19 protein-coding genes are annotated in these 18,971 nt (G+C 63.3%); 7 read left to right on the forward strand and 12 right to left on the reverse strand.

Going from position 1 to position 18,971, the window contains the following annotated elements; all coding sequences use genetic code 11:
• The first annotated feature begins 29 nt into the window (after positions 1-29).
• The 4 genes from ACYG9Z_RS04315 to ACYG9Z_RS04330 all read left to right on the forward strand — a co-directional run bounded on the left by ACYG9Z_RS04315 (position 30) and on the right by ACYG9Z_RS04330 (position 5,296).
• Positions 30-962 carry an alpha/beta fold hydrolase gene (locus ACYG9Z_RS04315; protein WP_023741718.1) on the forward strand — a complete coding sequence of 311 codons (933 nt, stop codon included), beginning with the start codon at positions 30-32 and terminating at the stop codon, positions 960-962.
• 82 nt (positions 963-1,044) lie between these two features.
• Entirely contained in the window at positions 1,045-2,220 is a 1,176-nt protein-coding gene (locus ACYG9Z_RS04320; protein ID WP_023741719.1) for a CaiB/BaiF CoA transferase family protein, read from the forward strand.
• Positions 2,217-3,866 carry a thiamine pyrophosphate-binding protein gene (locus ACYG9Z_RS04325; protein WP_023682175.1) on the forward strand — a complete coding sequence of 550 codons (1,650 nt, stop codon included), beginning with the start codon at positions 2,217-2,219 and terminating at the stop codon, positions 3,864-3,866. The genes ACYG9Z_RS04320 and ACYG9Z_RS04325 overlap by 4 nt, the downstream gene beginning before the upstream one ends.
• Before the next feature lie 233 nt (positions 3,867-4,099).
• Positions 4,100-5,296: an IS256 family transposase gene (locus ACYG9Z_RS04330; protein WP_286456782.1), complete on the forward strand. Its 1,197-nt coding sequence runs from the start codon at positions 4,100-4,102 to the stop codon at positions 5,294-5,296.
• 162 nt (positions 5,297-5,458) lie between these two features.
• On the opposite strand, the gene ACYG9Z_RS04335 is transcribed toward ACYG9Z_RS04330, so the two are convergent.
• Entirely contained in the window at positions 5,459-6,742 is a 1,284-nt protein-coding gene (locus ACYG9Z_RS04335; protein WP_023714797.1) for a cystathionine gamma-synthase family protein, read from the reverse strand.
• A 122-nt stretch (positions 6,743-6,864) separates the two neighbouring features.
• Here ACYG9Z_RS04335 and ACYG9Z_RS04340 point away from each other — a divergent pair, with 122 nt between their 5' ends.
• Positions 6,865-7,323, forward strand: coding sequence for an Lrp/AsnC family transcriptional regulator (locus tag ACYG9Z_RS04340; protein ID WP_023714798.1), 459 nt, complete (start codon positions 6,865-6,867; stop codon positions 7,321-7,323).
• A 48-nt stretch (positions 7,324-7,371) separates the two neighbouring features.
• Here ACYG9Z_RS04340 and ACYG9Z_RS04345 read toward each other — a convergent pair whose 3' ends face one another.
• Genes ACYG9Z_RS04345 through ACYG9Z_RS04365 form a run of 5 tightly spaced genes read right to left on the reverse strand, consistent with a single transcriptional unit; the run spans position 7,372 to position 11,729 of the window.
• Entirely contained in the window at positions 7,372-8,343 is a 972-nt protein-coding gene (locus ACYG9Z_RS04345) for an ABC transporter substrate-binding protein (RefSeq protein ID WP_023682178.1), read from the reverse strand.
• A gap of 38 nt (positions 8,344-8,381) precedes the next feature.
• A complete protein-coding gene (locus tag ACYG9Z_RS04350; RefSeq protein ID WP_023752978.1) occupies positions 8,382-9,536 on the reverse strand; it encodes an ABC transporter permease in 1,155 nt (384 codons plus the stop codon).
• Positions 9,533-10,411 (reverse strand): ABC transporter permease, encoded by an 879-nt coding sequence (locus tag ACYG9Z_RS04355; protein WP_023668221.1) that lies wholly within the window; start codon positions 10,409-10,411, stop codon positions 9,533-9,535. Before ACYG9Z_RS04355 ends, ACYG9Z_RS04350 begins: the two co-directional genes overlap by 4 nt.
• Entirely contained in the window at positions 10,412-10,948 is a 537-nt protein-coding gene (locus ACYG9Z_RS04360) for an endonuclease domain-containing protein (RefSeq protein ID WP_023714799.1), read from the reverse strand.
• Positions 10,938-11,729: an ABC transporter ATP-binding protein gene (locus ACYG9Z_RS04365; RefSeq protein WP_023687997.1), complete on the reverse strand. Its 792-nt coding sequence runs from the start codon at positions 11,727-11,729 to the stop codon at positions 10,938-10,940. The genes ACYG9Z_RS04360 and ACYG9Z_RS04365 overlap by 11 nt, the downstream gene beginning before the upstream one ends.
• Before the next feature lie 110 nt (positions 11,730-11,839).
• Between ACYG9Z_RS04365 and ACYG9Z_RS04370 the strand changes: the two genes are divergently transcribed.
• A complete protein-coding gene (locus tag ACYG9Z_RS04370) occupies positions 11,840-12,244 on the forward strand; it encodes a cupin domain-containing protein (RefSeq protein ID WP_031193071.1) in 405 nt (134 codons plus the stop codon).
• A 17-nt stretch (positions 12,245-12,261) separates the two neighbouring features.
• Here the strand turns inward: ACYG9Z_RS04370 and ACYG9Z_RS04375 are convergent, their stop codons facing one another.
• From ACYG9Z_RS04375 to aptA, 5 genes are all read right to left on the reverse strand, one after another.
• Positions 12,262-12,645 (reverse strand): hypothetical protein, encoded by a 384-nt coding sequence (locus ACYG9Z_RS04375; RefSeq protein WP_027050643.1) that lies wholly within the window; start codon positions 12,643-12,645, stop codon positions 12,262-12,264.
• A gap of 16 nt (positions 12,646-12,661) precedes the next feature.
• Positions 12,662-13,039 (reverse strand): hypothetical protein, encoded by a 378-nt coding sequence (locus tag ACYG9Z_RS04380; RefSeq protein WP_023668216.1) that lies wholly within the window; start codon positions 13,037-13,039, stop codon positions 12,662-12,664.
• Complete coding sequence (gene hydA, locus ACYG9Z_RS04385) at positions 13,036-14,487, reverse strand: dihydropyrimidinase (RefSeq protein ID WP_023752977.1); 1,452 nt, start codon at positions 14,485-14,487, stop codon at positions 13,036-13,038. The genes ACYG9Z_RS04380 and hydA overlap by 4 nt, the downstream gene beginning before the upstream one ends.
• 62 nt (positions 14,488-14,549) lie before the next feature.
• A complete protein-coding gene (locus ACYG9Z_RS04390) occupies positions 14,550-15,800 on the reverse strand; it encodes a Zn-dependent hydrolase (protein WP_023752976.1) in 1,251 nt (416 codons plus the stop codon).
• A gap of 69 nt (positions 15,801-15,869) precedes the next feature.
• Complete coding sequence (gene aptA, locus ACYG9Z_RS04395; protein WP_023712059.1) at positions 15,870-17,198, reverse strand: omega-aminotransferase AptA; 1,329 nt, start codon at positions 17,196-17,198, stop codon at positions 15,870-15,872.
• Between the two features lie 243 nt (positions 17,199-17,441).
• On the opposite strand from aptA, the gene ACYG9Z_RS04400 reads away from it, so the two are divergent.
• Positions 17,442-18,083: a TetR family transcriptional regulator C-terminal domain-containing protein gene (locus ACYG9Z_RS04400; protein WP_031203200.1), complete on the forward strand. Its 642-nt coding sequence runs from the start codon at positions 17,442-17,444 to the stop codon at positions 18,081-18,083.
• 10 nt (positions 18,084-18,093) lie between these two features.
• On the opposite strand, the gene ACYG9Z_RS04405 is transcribed toward ACYG9Z_RS04400, so the two are convergent.
• On the reverse strand, positions 18,094-18,966 hold the full coding sequence (locus tag ACYG9Z_RS04405; RefSeq protein WP_023729382.1) for a helix-turn-helix transcriptional regulator: 873 nt from the start codon (positions 18,964-18,966) through the stop codon (positions 18,094-18,096).
• Positions 18,967-18,971: the final 5 nt, after the last annotated feature.

Consider the following 18,971-nt stretch of genomic DNA (forward strand, 5'->3'; position numbering starts at 1 on the left):
TCGCCCAACAGTCGCCGAGGGAGCGAGACATGGCATTTGACAAGCAGACGACGCTGGCCTCACCGACCGGGGCCACGCTCAACCTCTATGTGAAGCACGCGAGCGGCTCTCCACGGGCCGTCGTCCAGATTAACCATGGCTTGGCCGAACACGCCGCGCGCTATGCCCGCTTCGCCGATTACCTCAGCACCCGCGGCTTTCATGTCTACGTGCACGACCATCGCGGCCACGGCGCGACCAAGGCGCCCGACGCGCCGCTCGGCAGGTTCGCCGGCACAAGCGGCCCGGCCAAGGTGATCTCCGATGTCGACGCAGTCCACGATTTGATTGCGAAGGAGCAGCCCGGCCTGCCGGTCATCCTGTTCGGCCATTCGATGGGTGCGTCGGTGGCGCTCAACTACCTGCTGGCGCACTCGCCGCGCGTCCACGCCGCGGCGATCTGGAACGGCAATTTCTCACAAGGCCTGCTCGGCCGGCTTGCGCTCGCCATCCTCGCTTATGAGCGCTTCAGGCTCGGTTCCGATGTCCCCTCACGCATCTTGCCCAGGCTGACCTTCCAGGCCTGGGGCAAGGCGGTGCCCAGCCACAAGACGCCGTTCGACTGGCTGTCGCGCGACGAGGCTGAAGTGGCCAAGTACATTGCCGACCCGCTGTGCGGCTGGGATGCCTCGATCTCGATGTGGCGCGATGTCGTGGAGATGGCGCAGAAAGGCGGCAAGGATGCGGGCTTTGCCGGCATCAGGCGCGACCTGCCCGTCAGCATCGTCGGCGGCGAGAAGGATCCGGCCTCCGACTACGGCAAGGGCATCGACCATCTCGCCAAGCGCATGCGCGCGATGGGCTTTTCGAATCTGGTTTCAAAGGTTTACGCCGACACCCGCCACGAAAGCTTGAACGAGGTGAACCGCGACTCCGTCATGACCGATTTTGCCGCGTGGGCCGATAGTGTGTTGAAACGCTGACATCGCTGGCCCACCGCAAGGCCCGTGACAGCGGCATCCCGGGTTGATAGAGGCTGCGGTTCCGACCCGTTTTTGGTGATTTATGGCTGAACCTCCGCTGAAAGGCGTCCGCGTCGTCGAACTCGCCCGCATCCTGGCCGGCCCGTGGGCAGGACAATTGCTGGCCGATCTCGGCGCCGATGTTATCAAGGTCGAGAGCCCTGATGGCGGCGACGATACCCGCAAATGGGGTCCGCCCTTCGTCATGAGCCATGATGGCGAGAACCTGTCGGCCGCCTATTACCACTCCTGCAATCGCGGCAAGCGCTCCATCGCGGTCGATTTCTCGACGCCCGAAGGGGCCGAGACGGTGCGCCGGCTGGTTGCCACGGCCGACGTTCTGATCGAGAACTTCAAGCTCGGCGGCCTGAAGAAATACGGGCTCGATTACGAGAGCCTGAAGGCGATCAATCCAAAGCTCGTCTACTGCTCGATCACCGGCTTCGGCCAGGACGGGCCTTACGCCCCACGCGCCGGCTATGATTTCATCATCCAGGCCATGGCCGGCATGATGTCGATCACCGGCGAGGTCGGGCGCGAGCCGCAAAAGGCCGGCGTCGCCATATCGGACATCTTCACCGGCCTCTATTCGGTGATCGCCATCCAGGCAGCGCTTCGCCATGCCGAAAAGACCGGCGAAGGCCAGCATATCGACATGGCCCTGTTCGACACGCAGATTTCCGCACTCGGCAACCAGAACCTCAACTATCTCGTCTCCGGCAAGGCGCCGGTGCAGATAGGCAATGCGCATATGAACATTGCGCCCTATGAGGTTGTCCCGGTCAGGGACGGCCACATCATCCTGGCGGTCGGCAATGACGGCCAGTTCGCCAAATTCTGCGCCGCCGTCGGGCTCGACCATCTCTCAGCGAATCCCGATTTCGCCACCAATCCGGCCCGCGTGGCCAACCGGGTGAAGTTGCGCGAGCACTTGATCGAGACGCTGAAGAATTGGGATCGCGACCCATTGCTGGCCAAGCTCGAAGCGGCAAGCGTGCCGGCGAGCCCGATCAACGACATCGGCCAGATGTTTGCCGACCCGCAGACGATCGCACGCGGCATGCGCCTCGACCTCGACGATGGCCATGGCAATCGTCTGCCCTCGGTACGCGCGCCGATGGTGATGTCCGGCACACCGCTGGTCTATGAGCGTCCCTCGCCGCGCCTTGGCGAACACACGCAAGAAATCCTTGCCGAACTGGAGAAGTCTGGACGATGAAGACCGGTGGACAACTGATTGTCGACGCACTCGAGGCGAACGGCACCGACCGCATCTTCTGCGTGCCCGGCGAATCCTATCTCGCGGTGCTCGACGCATTGCATGACTCGCCCATCCGCACCATTGTCTGCCGACAGGAAGGCGGCGCCGCCATGATGGCCGACTGCCAGGGGCGGCTGACCGGCAAGCCCGGGATCTGCTTCGTCACCCGCGGCCCCGGCGCCACCAATGCATCGGCCGGCATTCACATTGCCATGCAGGATTCGATACCCGTCATCCTGTTCATCGGCCAGGTCGCCAGCCACGCCAAGGAGCGCGAGGCTTTCCAGGAGGTCGACTACAAGCGCTTCTTCGGCGACATCGCCAAATGGGTGGTGGAGATCGACGATGCCGCGCGCATCCCCGAACTCGTCACCCGCGCCTTCGCCGTCGCGACATCGGGCCGCCCCGGCCCCGTCGTCATCTCGCTGCCGGAAGACATGCTGACCAGCCTGGTCGACGCGCCTGCGGCCTTGCCGCACACGCCGGTCGAAACCCGCCCCGGCGAAGCCGAACTCGACGCGCTGGAGAAACTGCTCGGCAAGGCCAAACGCCCTTTCGTCATCCTCGGCGGCACACGCTGGGACGAGGAAGCGGTGGCTCGCATGCGCACCATTGCCGAGGCCTGGTCGCTGCCGGTCGGCTGCTCCTTCCGCCGCCAGATGCTGTTCGACCATCTGCACCCGAACTATGCCGGTGATGTCGGCATCGGCATCAACCCGAAGCTGGCCACCGCCATCAAGCAGGCCGACCTGGTGCTGCTGATCGGCGGCCGCATGGGCGAGATGCCGTCCTCCGACTACACGTTGCTGAAAAGCCCCTATCCCGACCAGACGCTGGTCCATGTCCATGCCGACGCCGGTGAACTCGGCCGCGTCTACCGGCCGACGCTGGCGATCAACGCCTCGCCATCGGCCTTCGTCGAAGCCTTCGCCAAGCGCAAGCCAGCCTCCGCGCCAGCCTGGGCGGATGAGACGCCAAAGCACCATGCCGCCTACCTCGACTGGTCGACGCCGCCTGAGACCGGCCCCGGCCCGGTCCAGATGGGACCGATCATGAATTACCTGGAAAAGGTTCTGCCCGACGACGCCATTTTCACCAACGGCGCCGGCAATTACGCCACCTGGGTGCACCGCTTCCACCGCTTTCGCCGCTTCGCCACGCAGGGCGCGCCGACCTCCGGTTCGATGGGTTATGGCACGCCGGCCGCGGTCGCCGCCAAGGCGCTCCATCCCGACCGCACCGTGATCGCCTTTGCCGGCGACGGCTGCTTCCTGATGAACGGACAGGAATTCGCCACCGCCGTGCAATACGACCTGCCGATCATCGTCATCGTCGTCAACAACGGCATCTACGGCACCATCCGCATGCACCAGGAGCGCGACTATCCCGGCCGCGTCGTCGCCACCGATCTGAAGAACCCTGACTTTGCCGCTCTTGCCCGCGCCTATGGCGGCCACGGCGAGACGGTCGAGAACACGGCAGATTTTGCCCCTGCCTTCGAGCGGGCCCGCGCCAGCGGCAAGCCGGCGATCGTCGAGATAAGGCTCGATCCCGAGGCGATCACGCCGACGCGGACGATGACGCAGATCCGCGACAAGGCCTAAGAACTTCGTAGCGAAGCCGAGTTCGTCACACCCCCCTCTGTCCTGCCGGACATCTCCCCCGCAAGGGGGGAGATCAGAAGTCACATCGGCCTTTGCCAATCACCAACGTTGAAGATGAGGGCCGGCGGTCAAGCTGGTAGTGTGCTGAGAGTTCTGCAAATTCGCTGAGAGGGGGCGGTCATGGCAGGCTGGTGATTGTTCACGTCACCTGATTCCCGCGAAGGAACGCCACCATGACCAAGACTGAAGTTAAGACCGCCAGCGCTGCCGTCAAAGACATTTTGCTTTCGAACCCGGATGGATTGCACGAAGTGCTCCGTGCGGTGATGCAGGAGGTGCTTGAGGCCGAGATGGACGAGGCGCTGGGTGCCTCGAAGAGCGAGCGCACGCCCGAACGGCTTGGCTATCGCTCGGGCTATTACGGCCGCACCCTTGTGACGCGGGTCGGCAAGCTCGAGCTGCGGGTTCCGCAGGACCGGGCCGGGCGCTTCTCCACCGAGCTGTTCGAGCGCTACCAGCGTTCCGAGCGGGCCTTGGTGGCGACACTGGCGGAGATGTATGTGCAGGGCGTGTCGACCCGCAAGGTGAAGGCGATCACGGAAGAACTGTGCGGCCATGCCTTCTCGGCCTCGTCGATCTCGGCCATCAACAAGCGGCTGGACGAGAGCCTCGCTGCCTTTGCCAGGCGCCCCCTTCAAGAGCCGTTTCCTTACCTCATCCTCGATGCGCGCTACGAGAAGGTGCGTGAAGCCGGTGTTGTCATGAGCCAGGCGGTGCTGATAGCGGTCGGTATCGACTGGGACGGAAGGCGCCAGATCCTGGCCGTGGAGATGGCCAATCGCGAGAGCCGCTCGGCCTGGAGGGACTTCCTCGTCGGCCTCAAGGCGCGCGGCCTCAAGGGCGTCGAGTTGGTTGTGTCCGACGATCACGCCGGCCTGGTGGCAGCGATCGGCGAGGTGATCCCCGAAGCCGCCTGGCAACGCTGCTACGTGCACTTCCTCAGGAACGCGCTCGATCATCTGCCGAGGAAGCACGGCGACGACTGCCTGCAGGAATTGCGCTGGCTCTACGACCGGCGCGATCTCGCAGAGGCCAGGGCTGATCTTGCCGCATGGCTTGCCAAATGGTCGGCACGCTATCCGCGCCTGACAGGCTGGGCCGAGGATGCCATCGAACAAACCCTGACCTTCTTCAGGCTGCCCAGACAGCACCACAAGCATCTCAAATCCACCAACATGCTGGAGCGGCTCAACGAGGAAATCCGCCGGCGCACCTATGTCGTGCGCATCTTCCCCAATACCGAAAGCTGCCTGCGCCTGGTCAGGGCGTTGGCCGTCGAGACCAATGAAAACTGGATGGAGGCCAACCGATACATCAATATGGACGACCTGCGCGAGCACAAGAAGCTCGCTCTGCGCCAAGCCGCATGACCAGCATCATGGCCGCCCCATTTTGCAGAACTTGACGCACACAACCGTCAAGCTGCCAATCTCCCTCCTTGCGGGGGAGATGGCCGGCAGGCCAGAGGGGGGTGCTGTCCCGCCGACGCTGCCAAGGCGATCGCCCCTTTCCTGATATCTACAAGCGAGCTATCAGACCGCTGCCAGCGCCTGCGTCAGGTCGGCGATCAAATCATCCGGATGCTCGACGCCGATCGACAGCCTGACCGTGGTCTCCAGCACGCCGATGCGCTGGCGCACGTCGAAGGGGATGCCGGAGTGCGTCATCGCCGCCGGGTGGCTGGCGAGCGATTCCGTGCCGCCAAGGCTCACCGCCAGCTTGAATATTTGCAGCCCGTTGAGAAAGGCGAAGGCCGCCTTCTCTCCGCCTTTGATATCGAAAGAAAATGTCGACCCGGCGCCGCTGCATTGCGCCTTGTAGGCGCGTCCCGCTGCCGTGTCCTCGCCCAGGAACGGCAGGTAATGCACCTTTTCCACCTTGGCATGATCGCGCAGGAATTCGGCCACGAGCCGCGCATTGTCGTTGGCGCGCTCCATGCGGATCGACAGCGTCTCCAGCGAGCGGCCGAGCATCCAGCAGGAATGCGGGTCGAGTTGCGTGCCGATGGCGCCGCGCAGCGCCTTGATCGGCTTGGTCACCGCCTTGCTGCCCATGGCTGCACCGGCGATCAGGTCGGAATGGCCGCCGACATATTTGGTCAGCGAATAGACGGAGACATCGGCGCCATGTTCGATCGGCCGCTGGAACACCGGGCCGAGCAGCGTGTTGTCGCAGACGATGATCGGCGTTGATCCTTGGCTTGCGCCGATCTCGTCGGCAATCTTCCGGATCAGTGCGATGTCGACCAGGCTGTTGGTCGGATTTGACGGCGTCTCGATGAGAATGACCGAGACACGCCCCTTCGCCACCGCAGCATCCGCAGCGGCCCGCACCGCCTTGTCGTCGACGCCGTCGGCGAAGCCGACAGCGCCGATGCCGAAGCCGGACAGCGTGCGCGTCAAAAGCGTCTCGGTGCCGCCGTAAAGCGGCTGCGAATGCAGAATGACATCGCCCGGCCGGGCATAGGCGAGCAGCGTGGTGGCGATCGCCGACATGCCCGACGAGAACAGGATGCAGGCGTCCGTTCCCTCATAGACCGCCAGCCGGTCCTCGACGATCTCTGAGTTCGGATGGTTGAAGCGCGAATAGACCAGGCCGGACGCCGTGCCGCTCGGCGGCTCCTTGCGGCCGGATGTGTAGTCGAAGAAGTCGCGCCCCTCCTCCGCCGATTTGAACACGAAGGTCGAGGTCAGGAACACCGGCGGCTTGACGGCGCCTTCCGACAGTTGCGGATCGAAGCCATAGCTCAACATCAACGTTTCCGGATGGAGCTTGTGGTTGCCGATGTGGGTTTTCGACGGGCGCGGCGCGGTCATGGCTTTTCCTGCATCTGGAGGAGTCTCGTGCAGCAATTTATGCGATCCCGGTCCGCCAGTCCTTGCTATTCTCGGCCTCGCATGGCTGCATCCCGGCAACAAATTGCCCAGCGAGAGCAAAAGTGCAGCAGAAGATAGCCGACGATTTCGACCGCAAGATCCTGCGCGAGTTGCAGGCCGACGCCCGCATCACCAACAATGAGCTTGCGGAGCGCATCGGCCTGTCGCCGTCGCCATGTTTGAGGAGGGTACGCCGGCTGGAGGAGGCCGGCATTATCCGGGGCTATACCACGCTGGTCGACCCGGCCGCCTTCGGCTGGAACATGGTCGCCATCGCCACCGTCCGGCTCAGCCGCCAGAACGAGGACGAGATCGTCATGTTCGAAGACGCCATCCGCGGTTGGGAAGAGGTAATGGAATGCCACCTCGTCACCGGGTCGCGCGATTATGTGTTGAAAGTGGTGACCGGCAGCCTCGAACAGTACGAGCGCTTCATCAAGGAAAAGATCGCGCGGCTGAAATGCGTCGCTTCGATCGAGACCAGCTTCGTCATGAACACCATAAAGGAACGGCGCCTCTGACATTTGGTCAAAGGCGCCGCTCTCGAGGTCGAAATTGCCTGGCCAGGCTTATTTGATCGCCTTGTCGGTGATGGCCGTGGTGTAGGCGCCGGTCGGCGCCTTGGTGATGATCTTCTGGTCGAGCAGCGCCTTGGCGGTGCGCTCGTAGGTCGCCGGGTCGAGCTTGCCGTCGGCATTGTCGATCAGCTTGGCGACTTCGCTCATCATCCGCTTCTGGTGGTTTTCGTCCTGGCCACCGCCGTCCATGACAATGCCCGCGGCCTCGTCATTGTTGTCGATGGCATATTTCCATCCCTTCATCGAGGCGCGCACGAAACGCACCATCTTGTCTTCGAAAGCCGGATCCTTGAGCTTGTCTTCCGAGGCATAGAGCCCGTCCTCAAGCAGGTCGTTGCCCATCGCCGAGTAGTTGAACACGGTGAGCTGGTCCGGCTTGTAGCCGGCATCGATCAGCTGCCAGTACTCGTTGTAGGTCATGACCGAAATGCAATCCGCCTGCTTCTGGATCAGCGGCTGCACGTCGAAGCTCTGCTTCAAAACCGTGACGCCATCCGGGCCGCCTTCGGTCTTCAGGCCGAGCTTGTTCATCCAGGCGTAGAAAGGATATTCGTTGCCGAAGAACCAGACGCCGAGCGTGTGACCCTTGAAATCGGCTTCGGTCTTGATCGGGCCGTCCTTCGGGCAGACCAGCTCCATGCCGGCCTTCTTGAACGGCTGGGCGATGTTGACCAGCGGCACGCCCTTTTCGCGCGCGGCGAGTGCCCCGCCCATCCAGTCGACGATGACGTCGGCGCCACCGCCGGCGATCACCTGCTCGGGTGCGATATCGGGACCGCCCGGCTTGATGTCGACGTCGAGGCCTTCGGCTTCATAAAAACCCTTGGCCTTGGCGACATAGTAGCCGGCAAACTGCGCCTGCGTGACCCATTTCAGCTGCAACGTCACCTTGTCGGCGGCCATTGCCTGGAACGCGGCCAGCGACATCGCGCCGGCCAGCATCGGAATGATCAGTCTTTTCATGTTTTTACCCTCTGAAGTTAACACCCGAACCCACCGCCCTATCCACCACGGACAGAGGGATGCCAAAACGTGACGGCTCTCTCGACGAGAGCGACCACGCCATAAAAGACCGAACCCGCCAGTGCTGCAACTGCGATTTCGGCCCAGACCATGTCGATGTTCATCCGCCCGACCTCGGTCGAGATGCGAAAGCCCATGCCGACCACAGGCGTGCCGAAGAACTCGGCGACGATGGCGCCGATCAGCGCCAGCGTCGAGTTGATCTTGAGCGCGTTGAAGATGAAGGGCGCTGCCGCCGGCAGTCTGAGCTTCAAGAGTGTTGGCCAGTAGCCCGACGCATACGTGCGCATCAAATCGCGCTCCATATGGCCGGAGGCGGCAAGACCGGCAACCGTGTTCACCAGCATTGGGAAGAAGGTCATGATGATGACGACCGCGGCCTTGGACGGCCAGTCGAAGCCGAACCACATCACCATGATCGGCGCCACACCGATGATCGGCAGCGCCGAGACCATATTGCCGATCGGCAGCAGACCGCGGCGCAGGAACGGCACCCGGTCCGCGGCGATGGCCACCAGGAAGCCGGCGCCGCTCCCGACGATGTAGCCGAAGATCACCGCCTTGAAGATGGTCAGCCTGATATCGGCGCCGAGCACCGGCAGGGAACTGGCGATGCGCACACCGATGGCGCTCGGCGGCGGCAAAAGGATGAAGGGAATGCCGGCGCCACGCGTCACCGCTTCCCATATGATCAGGATCCAGGCGCCGAAGATCGCCGGGATGATGAGGCGCAGCGCCATCCGCGCCCCTTTTGCCATAGGCCGAAGCCCCGACAGCACCGCCACGCAGCGCCAGGCCAGCAGCCAGGCAGCCGCGAGCAGCAGGAAATAAGGCGCCATTGCCGTGCCTTCGAACCCTGTAATGCCCGAGATCAGCATCCAGGCGACAAGGTGAGCGCCGATAAACAGCACCGCAGCCTCGGCTACCGCCGAAATTCTGATCATCGAGATCAGCCCCGCCAGCACGGCCAGGCCGATCATCGGGGTCTTTATACCGAAATAGGGGTAGTCGAAACTTGCCGTCGGGTCTGCAAGGGTGGCCGCTTCCGGCTTCGACATCGCGCCGAGCGCGACGGCGACGAGGCACAGCGCAATGGCCAGCACGGCTTGCCAGGAGGGCTTCAGCCAGTTCATGCCGGCCTCCCGCCCATCGCGCGGTCAACGAGGCGCCCGGCTATGCCGACCACCATGACCAGAAGGGCCGCCACCACCGAGCCCGCCACAAGGGCGGACCAGATGTCGATGGACTGGCTGTAATAGGCGCCTGCCAAAAGCTTGGCGCCGATGCCGGCGACAGCACCGGTCGGCAGTTCGCCGACAATGGCGCCGACCAGGCTCGCCGCCACCGCCACCTTCATCGAGGTGAACAGGAACGGCACCGAGGCCGGCACCCGCAGCTTCCAGAAGGTCTGCGAGACACTGGCATTGTAGGTGTGCATCAGGTCGAGATGCATGAGTTCGGGCGAGCGCAGGCCCTTCACCATGCCAACCGTCACCGGGAAGAACGACAGGTAGGTCGAGATCATCGCCTTTGGGATCAGACCGCTGATGCCGATCGCCCCCAGCACGACGATGATCATCGGCGCCACCGCCAGAATGGGAATCGTCTGGGAGGCGATGATCCACGGCATCAGGCTGCGGTCGAGCGTCGCCACATGCACGATGCCAACCGCGATGACGATGCCGAGCGCCGTGCCGAAGGCAAAGCCGAGCAACGTCGACGACAGGGTCACCCAGGCATTGTAGACGAGGCTTCGGCTCGATGTGATGGGCCGCAGGAAGGTGTTCTCGAAGAAGTTCACCGCCACCTGATGCGGCGCCGGCAGCGTCGGCTTGGGCTGCGACAGCGTCTTGCCGATGAATTCGACGGTGTCGTGGGTTTCCCCGGCGCGCCGGTCGAGGTCGCGCTGGAACGGCGCGTTGAGGATGACGGCGAAGACATACCAGAGCACCACCACGCCCAGGAGGATGGAGGTCACGGGGATGAGTTTTTCGCGGAAGGTGTCCATCTAGCGCGCCTCGCCAGCGGGGCGCCCTCCTCTCCCCAACGGGGAGAGGGTGGCCGGAGCGAAGCGGAGGTCGGGTGAGGGGGTAGAAATCTTTCCGTCGAGACAAGCCAAGATCGTATCCAGGACCGCTCGGCGCTCAGCCAAAACTTCGTGATTCCAGAAGCGCAGAACCGAATAACCTTGTCCGTTCAGCCAGGCTGTCCCGGCGGGACCGGTCAGTGAATCCGCGTGTTGGCTGCCATCAAGTTCGACAATCAGCCCCTGCTCGCGGCAGACGAAGTCCGCGATGAAAGGTCCGAGCGGCACTTGCCGCACAAATTTGTAGCCGTTGAGATGACGTCCTCTCAATTCCCCCCAAAGCCGGTATTCAGCTTCGGTCTCGTCAAACCGCAGCTTTCGGGCGCGAGCGGTTGCCCCGACATTTCTCTTGGTCGGATCCGTCGGCGCCGCCCCCTCACCCGACCTCCGCTTCGCTCCGGCCACCCTGTCCCCGTTGGGGAGAGGAGCCAGCCGGTCGTTCGCCCCCTCAATCATCATAGCTGTGCCCTGCCCTCAAGCCATCGCGCACGCGGGCCGCGATCGCCAAAAATTCCGGCGTCTCGCGGATGTCCAGTGGCCGCTCCTTTGGCAGCGTCGATTCGATGATGTCGGTAACCCGACCTGGGCGCGGCGACATGACGACGATGCGCGTTGACAGATACACCGCCTCGGGGATGGAATGGGTGACGAAGCAGATCGTCTTGTTGGTGCGCGCCCACAATTCCAGAAGCTGTTCATTGAGATGGTCGCGCACGATCTCGTCTAGCGCGCCGAAGGGCTCGTCCATCAGCAACAGGTCGGCGTCGAAGGCGAGCGCGCGGGCGATCGAAGCGCGCTGCTGCATGCCGCCGGAAAGCTGCCAGGGGTATTTCTTCTCGAAGCCGGAGAGGTTGACGAGCTCCATCGTGCGCTTGATGCGCTCGGCCTGCTCCGCTCTCGAAAGGCCGATGATCTCCAGCGGCAGCGCCACGTTACGCTCGATCGTGCGCCACGGGAAAAGGGCTGCCGCCTGGAAGACGTAGCCATAAGCGCGTTTCTCGCGCGCCTGTTCCGGCGTCATGCCGTTGACCGAGATCGTGCCCGATGTCGGTTTTTCCAGATCGGCGATGACGCGCAGCAAGGTGGTCTTGCCGCAGCCCGATGGGCCGATGAAGGAGACGAACTCGCCCTTGCCGATGGTCAGGTCGACATTGGAGAGCGCCTCTACCGGACCGTCATTGGTCTGAAAGGTAAGGCCAAGTCTGCTTGCCGAGACGACGGCTGGCGATTGTCCCGTCATCGCTTGCTGCCTGCCTCTCGCAGCCGCCCAGGATGAAATGCCGTTGCATTCGCGTTGATGTTGCTTTCCACTCGTCCAATCCCACCCAATCGACGCCCGGAGCCTTGCCGATGTCGCCCAAACCCACTTGTCACCTTATCCGTCCTGAAAGCACTTATGAAGGCAAGCAGGGATTGACCTATTTTGCCGGCATTGCAGCCGAGACGGTCGGCTCGTCCGGCATCTGCATGCATCTGCTCACCCTGCCGCCTGGCGCCCGCGCCAAGGCGCATCTGCATGAAAGCCATGAGACGGCGATCTATGTGCTCTCGGGCGAGGTCCACACATGGTATGGCGACAGGCTCGAGAACCACATCGTCGTCAAGGCCGGCGACCTCTTCTACATCCCGGCCGGCGTACCGCATCTGCCGGCCAATCTGAGCAACGCCCCGTCCTCGGCCGTCATCGCCCGCACCGATCCCAATGAACAGGAAAGCGTCGTCCTGTTGCCGGAACTGGATGCGCTGGTGGCCTGACGCTGACGGGACTGCCGTCATTTGCACCGCGCCACTTCGCCCATGACATTGCCGTCGTCGTCGGCGACCGTCAGCTTCTTGGCGTTCTTGGCGCTGCGCTTGATGGTGAATTTGGTCGGCTCCTGTCCCTCTTCGCCTTCCGCCTCGCATGTTGCCGTCACCACCAGCGACCCATCAGCCTGCGCTTGCTTCTCCGTGAAGGTGCAGGCGCTGGCGGCGGTGACCAATGCCTCGTCGGTCAAAAGCAGCATCCGATCGGCGGCGACTTCCTGGCCGTTGCGGTTGATGCAGCCATATTTGTCCCCATAGGGTTTCGTCAGGTCGATGCCTGCCGCAAGGGCCTGACCCGCAGCCAGAACGACTATCATCGCAACAGACGGCCCCAAACCGCGCGCGCTCATTCCCCCAGCTCCAACGTCACGAACACGGTTGCAACGGCCCCATTTCTTCAAGACCGGGAATGGTCACGAAGAACCCACCCTCGCCCTTGTTGGTGACCACAACGGTTTCAGCCGTCGTCCCCGCCTCGCCTTCGGCGGAACAGGTCGCATCAAGCGATTGCGTGCCCGGCGCCCACGTCAATTGCTGCGCGAACCGGCAGCCGCTGCCATAGGTCTCGATGCCTTCGGCGGTCAGCACGATATAATCGTCCCGGCCCTGAAAACCGGCCTTTGCAAAGACACAGCCGGCATCGTTGCCCCAGGAGCCGGCCAGCCTCTCGGCCCCTGTTGCCGGACCAGCGACCACCATCGCCACGACCAGTGAAATGAGCGCCCCCGGGCTCCGCAACGTCAAACGCCTGTCGCCGGAATGCCGGTGCGTTCCACCTTGCGCGGCGCGGTAATGTCCTTCCAGGTCGACAGAGCCCGGTTGACCGCCGCGTTCGGCTCGCGGGCGACGAATTCGCCATGGCCGGGCTTGGCCTTGACCTCCGCTTCCTCGACCGACAATTCGCCGCGCGAAAAGACGAAGCGCGGCAGGCCGGTCACCTCAAAACCTTCGAAGACGTTGTAGTCGATCACCGATTGCTGCTTCTTCGAGGTGATGGTCTTCTTGGCGCTGGGGTCCCACACCACGATGTCGGCGTCCGCGCCTTCGACGATGGCGCCCTTCCTAGGATACATGTTGAGGATCTTGGCGATGTTGGTCGAAGTCACCGCGACGAACTCGTTCATCGTCAGCCGCCCGGTGTTGACGCCCGTCGTCCACAGCACGGGCAAGCGGTCTTCGAGCCCGCCGGTGCCGTTCGGGATCTTGGTGAAATTGCCGAGGCCGTTGCGCTTCTGCTTGGTGGTGAAGGCGCAGTGGTCGGTCGCCACCACCTGCAGCGATCCCGCCTGCAGGCCGGCCCACAGCGAATCCTGGTGCAGCTTGTTGCGGAAGGGCGGGCTCATGACGCGGCGCGCCGCATGGTCCCAATCCTTGTCGAAATACTCGCTCTCGTCCAGCGTCAAATGCTGGATCAGCGGCTCGCCGAAAACCCGCATGCCCTTCTGGCGGGCGCGGCGGATCGCTTCGTGGCTCTGCTCGCAGGACACATGCACGACATAGAGCGGCACGCCGGCCATGTCGGCGATCATGATGGCGCGGTTGGTCGCCTCGCCTTCCACTTCCGGCGGCCGCGAATAGGCGTGTCCCTCGGGACCATTATTGCCGGCAGCGAGCAGCTTTTGCGACAGCGCCGCAACCACGTCGCCATTCTCGGCATGAACGAGCGGCAGCGCGCCGAGATCGGCGCAGCGCTGGAACGACGCGTACATCTCGTCGTCGTCCACCATCAGCGCGCCCTTGTAGGCCATGAAATGCTTGAACGAGGTAATGCCTCTGTCGACGACGGTGGCCATCTCGTCGAACACCTGCTTGCCCCACCAGGTGATCGCCATGTGGAAGGAGTAGTCGCAGGCAGCCTTCGAGGTCTTGTTGTCCCACATCTGCAACGCTTCCAGCAGCGATTGCTGCGGCGCCGGCAGGCAGAAATCGACCACCATCGTGGTGCCACCGGAAAGGGCCGCACGCGTCCCGGACTCGAAATCGTCGGCCGAATAGGTGCCCATGAACGGCATTTCGAGATGGGTGTGCGGATCGATGCCGCCCGGCATGACGTAACAGCCGCTGGCGTCGAACTCATGGTCGCCATGCAGGTTCGAGCCAATGGCGACGATCTTGCCGTGCTGCATCAGCACATCGGCCTTCCAGGTGCGGTCGGCGGTGACGATGGTGCCGTTTCGGATGACTTTGGTCATTGTCGTGTTCCCTTGTTCTCTTCGCGCTTCTTGTGAGCGTCGTTTTGAATACAGATCTTAGTTCACGCCACGATCCCCGCTGTCTCTACCACCGCATGGAACAGCACGTCGGCGCCGGCGCCGGCCCATTCCTTGGTGATTTCCTCGGCCTCGTTGTGTGACAACCCGTCAACGCAGGGGCACATCACCATAGCGGTCGGCGCGACGCGGTTGATCCAGCAGGCGTCGTGGCCGGCGCCGGAGACGAGGTTGCGGTGGGAATAGCCGAGCCGTTCGGCTGCGTCGCGGATCGCCTTGACGCAGCCGGCATCGAAGGTGACCGGATCGAAAGCGCCGACCTGCTCGACCTTGTACTGGATGTCGAGCGCCTCACAGATCGTGTCGATGCCTTCGCGTATGCGCCCATCCATAGCGTCCAGCACTTCCTTCTCGGGCGAACGGATGTCGATGGTGAAGACGGTGCGTCCCGCAATGATGTTGCGCGAGTTCGGAAACACCTCCATGTGGCCGACCGCGCCGACGGCGTCGGGCTGGTAGTCCATGGCGATCTCATGCACCAGCTCGATCACGCGCGCCATGCCTAGACCGGCATTACGGCGCTTGGGCATCGGCGTCGAGCCGGTATGCGCCTCCTTGCCGGTCAGCGTTACCTGCATCCATTTCAGGCCCTGGCCGTGGGTGACGACGCCAATGTCGATGCCTTCGTCCTCGAGGATCGGCCCCTGCTCGATATGCAGTTCGAAGAAGGCGTGGATCTTGCGGTCGCCGACCTTCTCGGTTCCCTTCCAGCCAATGCGCTCCAGCTCCTCGCCGAACTTTTTCCCCTGTTTATCAGTGTGCTGATACACGTCCGCCTGATCGAGCACACCGGCGAACACGCCGGACGCCATCATCGCCGGGGCAAAGCGCGAGCCTTCCTCATTGGTCCAGTTGGTAACGACGATCGGATGCCTGGTCTGGATGCCGAGATCGTTAAGCGAGCGAATAATCTCCAGCCCGCCGAGCACGCCGAGCACGCCGTCATATTTGCCGCCGGTCGGCTGCGTGTCGAGATGGCTGCCGACATAAACCGGCGGCAGGCTGGGATCAGCGCCTTCCCGGCGGGCAAACATGGTGCCCATTTCGTCGAGCCCCATTTCGAGCCCGGCCGCCTCGCACCAGCGCTTGAACAGATGCCGTCCCTCGCCGTCCTCGTCGGTCACGGTCTGGCGATTGTTGCCGCCGGCAATACCGGGGCCGATCTTCGCCATCTCCATGATGGAATCCCACAAACGGTCTGAATTGATTCGCAGATTCTCGCCCGGGGCGGCCATTCAAAGTCCTCTCATTTCATATAACCAACCGGGCGGCGGTTCCCGCCGCCGCCCGACTGGCTGGATAGATTAGTCGATCGCCTTCAGCACTTCTCTGACATGGTCGATCAATTCGTTGATCTGGCCCTTGGTGATGATCAGTGGCGGCGACAGCGCGATGATGTCGCCGGTGGTGCGGATCAGCGCGCCGCGCTCGAACGCCTTGACGAAGGCCGAGAAGGCCCGCTTGGTCGGGCTGCCGGCGATCGGCGCCAGTTCGATCGCGCCGATCAGGCCGATATTCCTGATGTCTATGACATGCGGCTCGTCCTTCAGCGAATGCAGCGCATCTTCCCAGTAGGGCGCCAGTTCCTCGCCACGGGTGAGCAGGCCCTCTTCCTTGTAGGTGTCGAGCGTGCCGAGTGCCGCGGCGCACGCAATCGGATTGCCCGAATAGGTGTAGCCGTGGAAGAACTCGATCATGTGCTCGGGGCCGGTCATGAAGGCGTCGTGGATTTCCTTCTTCACGAACACCGCGCCCATCGGGATGACGCCGTTGGAGACACCCTTGGCGGTGGTCATGATGTCGGGCGTGACGCCGAAATAATCCGCTGCGAACGGCGCGCCGAGACGGCCGAAACCGGTGATGACCTCGTCGAAGATCAGCAAAATGCCGTGCTTGGTGCAGATCTCGCGCAGTTTCTGCAGATAGCCCTTCGGCGGCAGGATGACGCCGGTGGAGCCGGCGACCGGTTCGACGATGACGGCGGCGATGGTCGAGGCGTCATGCAGGGCAACGATGCGCTCCAGCTCGTTGGCGAGTTCCGCGCCATATTCCGGCACGCCCTTGGAGAAGGCGTTCTTTTCCGGCAGATGCGTGTGCGGCATGTGGTCGACGCCGCCGAGCAGCGTGCCGAACATCTTGCGGTTGGTGACGATGCCGCCGACCGAGATGCCGCCGAAATTGACGCCGTGATAGCCGCGTTCGCGGCCGATCAGGCGGGTGCGCGCGCCCTCGCCCTTCACACGGTGATAGGCGATCGCCATCTTCAGCGCCGTTTCGACCGATTCCGAACCGGAATTGGTGAAGAAGACATGGTCCATGCCCTTGGGCGCGAGATCGACCAGGCGGTTTGCCAGCTCGAACACGATGGGGTGGCCCATCTGGAAGGCCGGCGCATAGTCGAGTTCGGCCGCCTGGTGCTGGATCGCCTCGGTGATCTTGGGACGGCAATGGCCGGCATTGACGCACCAGAGGCCGGCGGTGCCATCGAGCACCTTGCGGCCGTCGCTGGTGGTGTAGTGCATGTCCTTGGCGGACACGAACATGCGTGGCGCCTGCTTGAACTGCCGGTTTGCCGTGAACGGCATCCAGAATGCGCTGAGATCGTTCGGCGTGACTTTCAGCCGGTTGGACATGACCAAGACTTCCCCTTGTAACCTGTTTCGGTGCGGCTAACGCTTGGTCTTTCCAAAGCTTGGTCTTTGCTGCGTTTTCATGCTACGCAAATTTTTGACCGATTGGACAAACGTTAGCACCGCCCTGTCGGCGGTCAAGGGATTACTAGCGGAAATGCGGCCTCCGAAGTGCGCTCCACGGGTAAGAGAAAAACTGGTCCAGAGAATTGGTCCAGATGACCCGCGCGACCAAGGCTCGGCCACATGACCAACGCCGTGGAAGGCTCCGCCCCTCGCCGCACCCGCATCCAGCAGGAAAAGCGCGAACTGATCCTGGAGGCAGCCCTCGAAGTCTTCTCCGCCAACGGCTTTCGCGGTTCGACCATCGACCAGATCGCCGAGGCCGCCGGGATGTCGAAGCCGAACCTGCTCTATTATTTCCGCCGCAAGGAAGACATTCACGAGACACTGATGGAGCGGCTGCTGGCGACCTGGCTGGCGCCGCTGCGCGAACTCGACGATATCGGCGATCCCCTGACCGAGCTCAGGAGCTACATCAGGCGCAAGCTCGAAATGGCGCGTGATTTTCCCAGGGAGAGCCGGCTGTTCGCCAACGAGATCCTGCAAGGCGCGCCACGCATCATGCCGCTGCTGGCGGGTGAACTGAAGACACTGGTCGACGAGAAGGCCAACGTCATCAAGGGCTGGATGCGCGCGGGAAAAATCGCCCGCACCGATCCCTGGCACCTGATCTTTTCGATCTGGGCGACGACGCAGCACTATGCCGATTTCGATGTCCAGGTCCGTGCCGTGCTCGGCGCCGATCGCGGCGGCGACGGCCGCTTCGAGGATGCGGCGCGGTTTCTGGAGCAGTTGTTCATTGATGGGCTGAAGCCGAAGGGCTGACCTTTGGGCGTCAGGCGCTGCGGCGCTCCGCCGGCATCGCCTCAAGCAAATTCTGCAGCTTCTCGATCGAATTCTGTTCGGCCAGCGGCGTGTAGACGATCAGCTTCATGTCCGAGCCGTCGTCGATCGACAGGCTCATATGCTCGAACGTCATGGCGCCGGCTCTCGGATGTCGGACATGTTTCACCCCCGACAATCGGCGTGCCACGTCGCGTTGCGGCCACCAGTCGCGAAACTCCGGACTTGAGCGCGTCATAAGCACGATCAGCCGCTCGAAATCCGCATCGCCCACATAGCGGGCGCTTTCCGCCCGGAACGAGGCCAGCACGGTGCGCGCCAATTGCTCCCAGTCAACCAGCAGGCGCCGGTGATGCGGATTGGTGAAAACCATGTGGACGATGTTGCGGGCGTCGCCCTCTAGCAGGCCATAATCACCGAACACCGCTACCGCCGCCGGATTCCAGGCCAGCACATCCCAGCGCCGCCCGACGACATAGGCCGGCTGCAGCACCAGGCTCTCCAGCATATGCATCAGCGGGCCATCGACCTTTTCCGGCGCAGCCACGCGGTTCTCCGGTTGCTGGCGGCCTGCCAGGATGAACAGATGCCGCCTTTCAACGGCGTCGAGGCGCAGCGCTTCGCTGAGCGCCGCTAGCACCTCCACCGAGGGTCTGACCTCGCGCCCCTGCTCTAGCCATGTGTACCAGGTGGTGCCGACGCCGGCGATCATCGCCACTTCCTCGCGACGCAAGCCTGGCGTGCGTCTCCGCAGGCCGGTCGCGATGCCGGTGGCGGACGGCGTCAATCTTTCGCGGCGCGAGCGCAGGAAGGCGCCAAGCTCGCGCCGGCGGCTGTCTTCAGCGGAGTGCGTGGGGGCATCCATGAGAG

It is taken from the genome of Mesorhizobium sp. RSR380A (genome assembly GCF_054719385.1).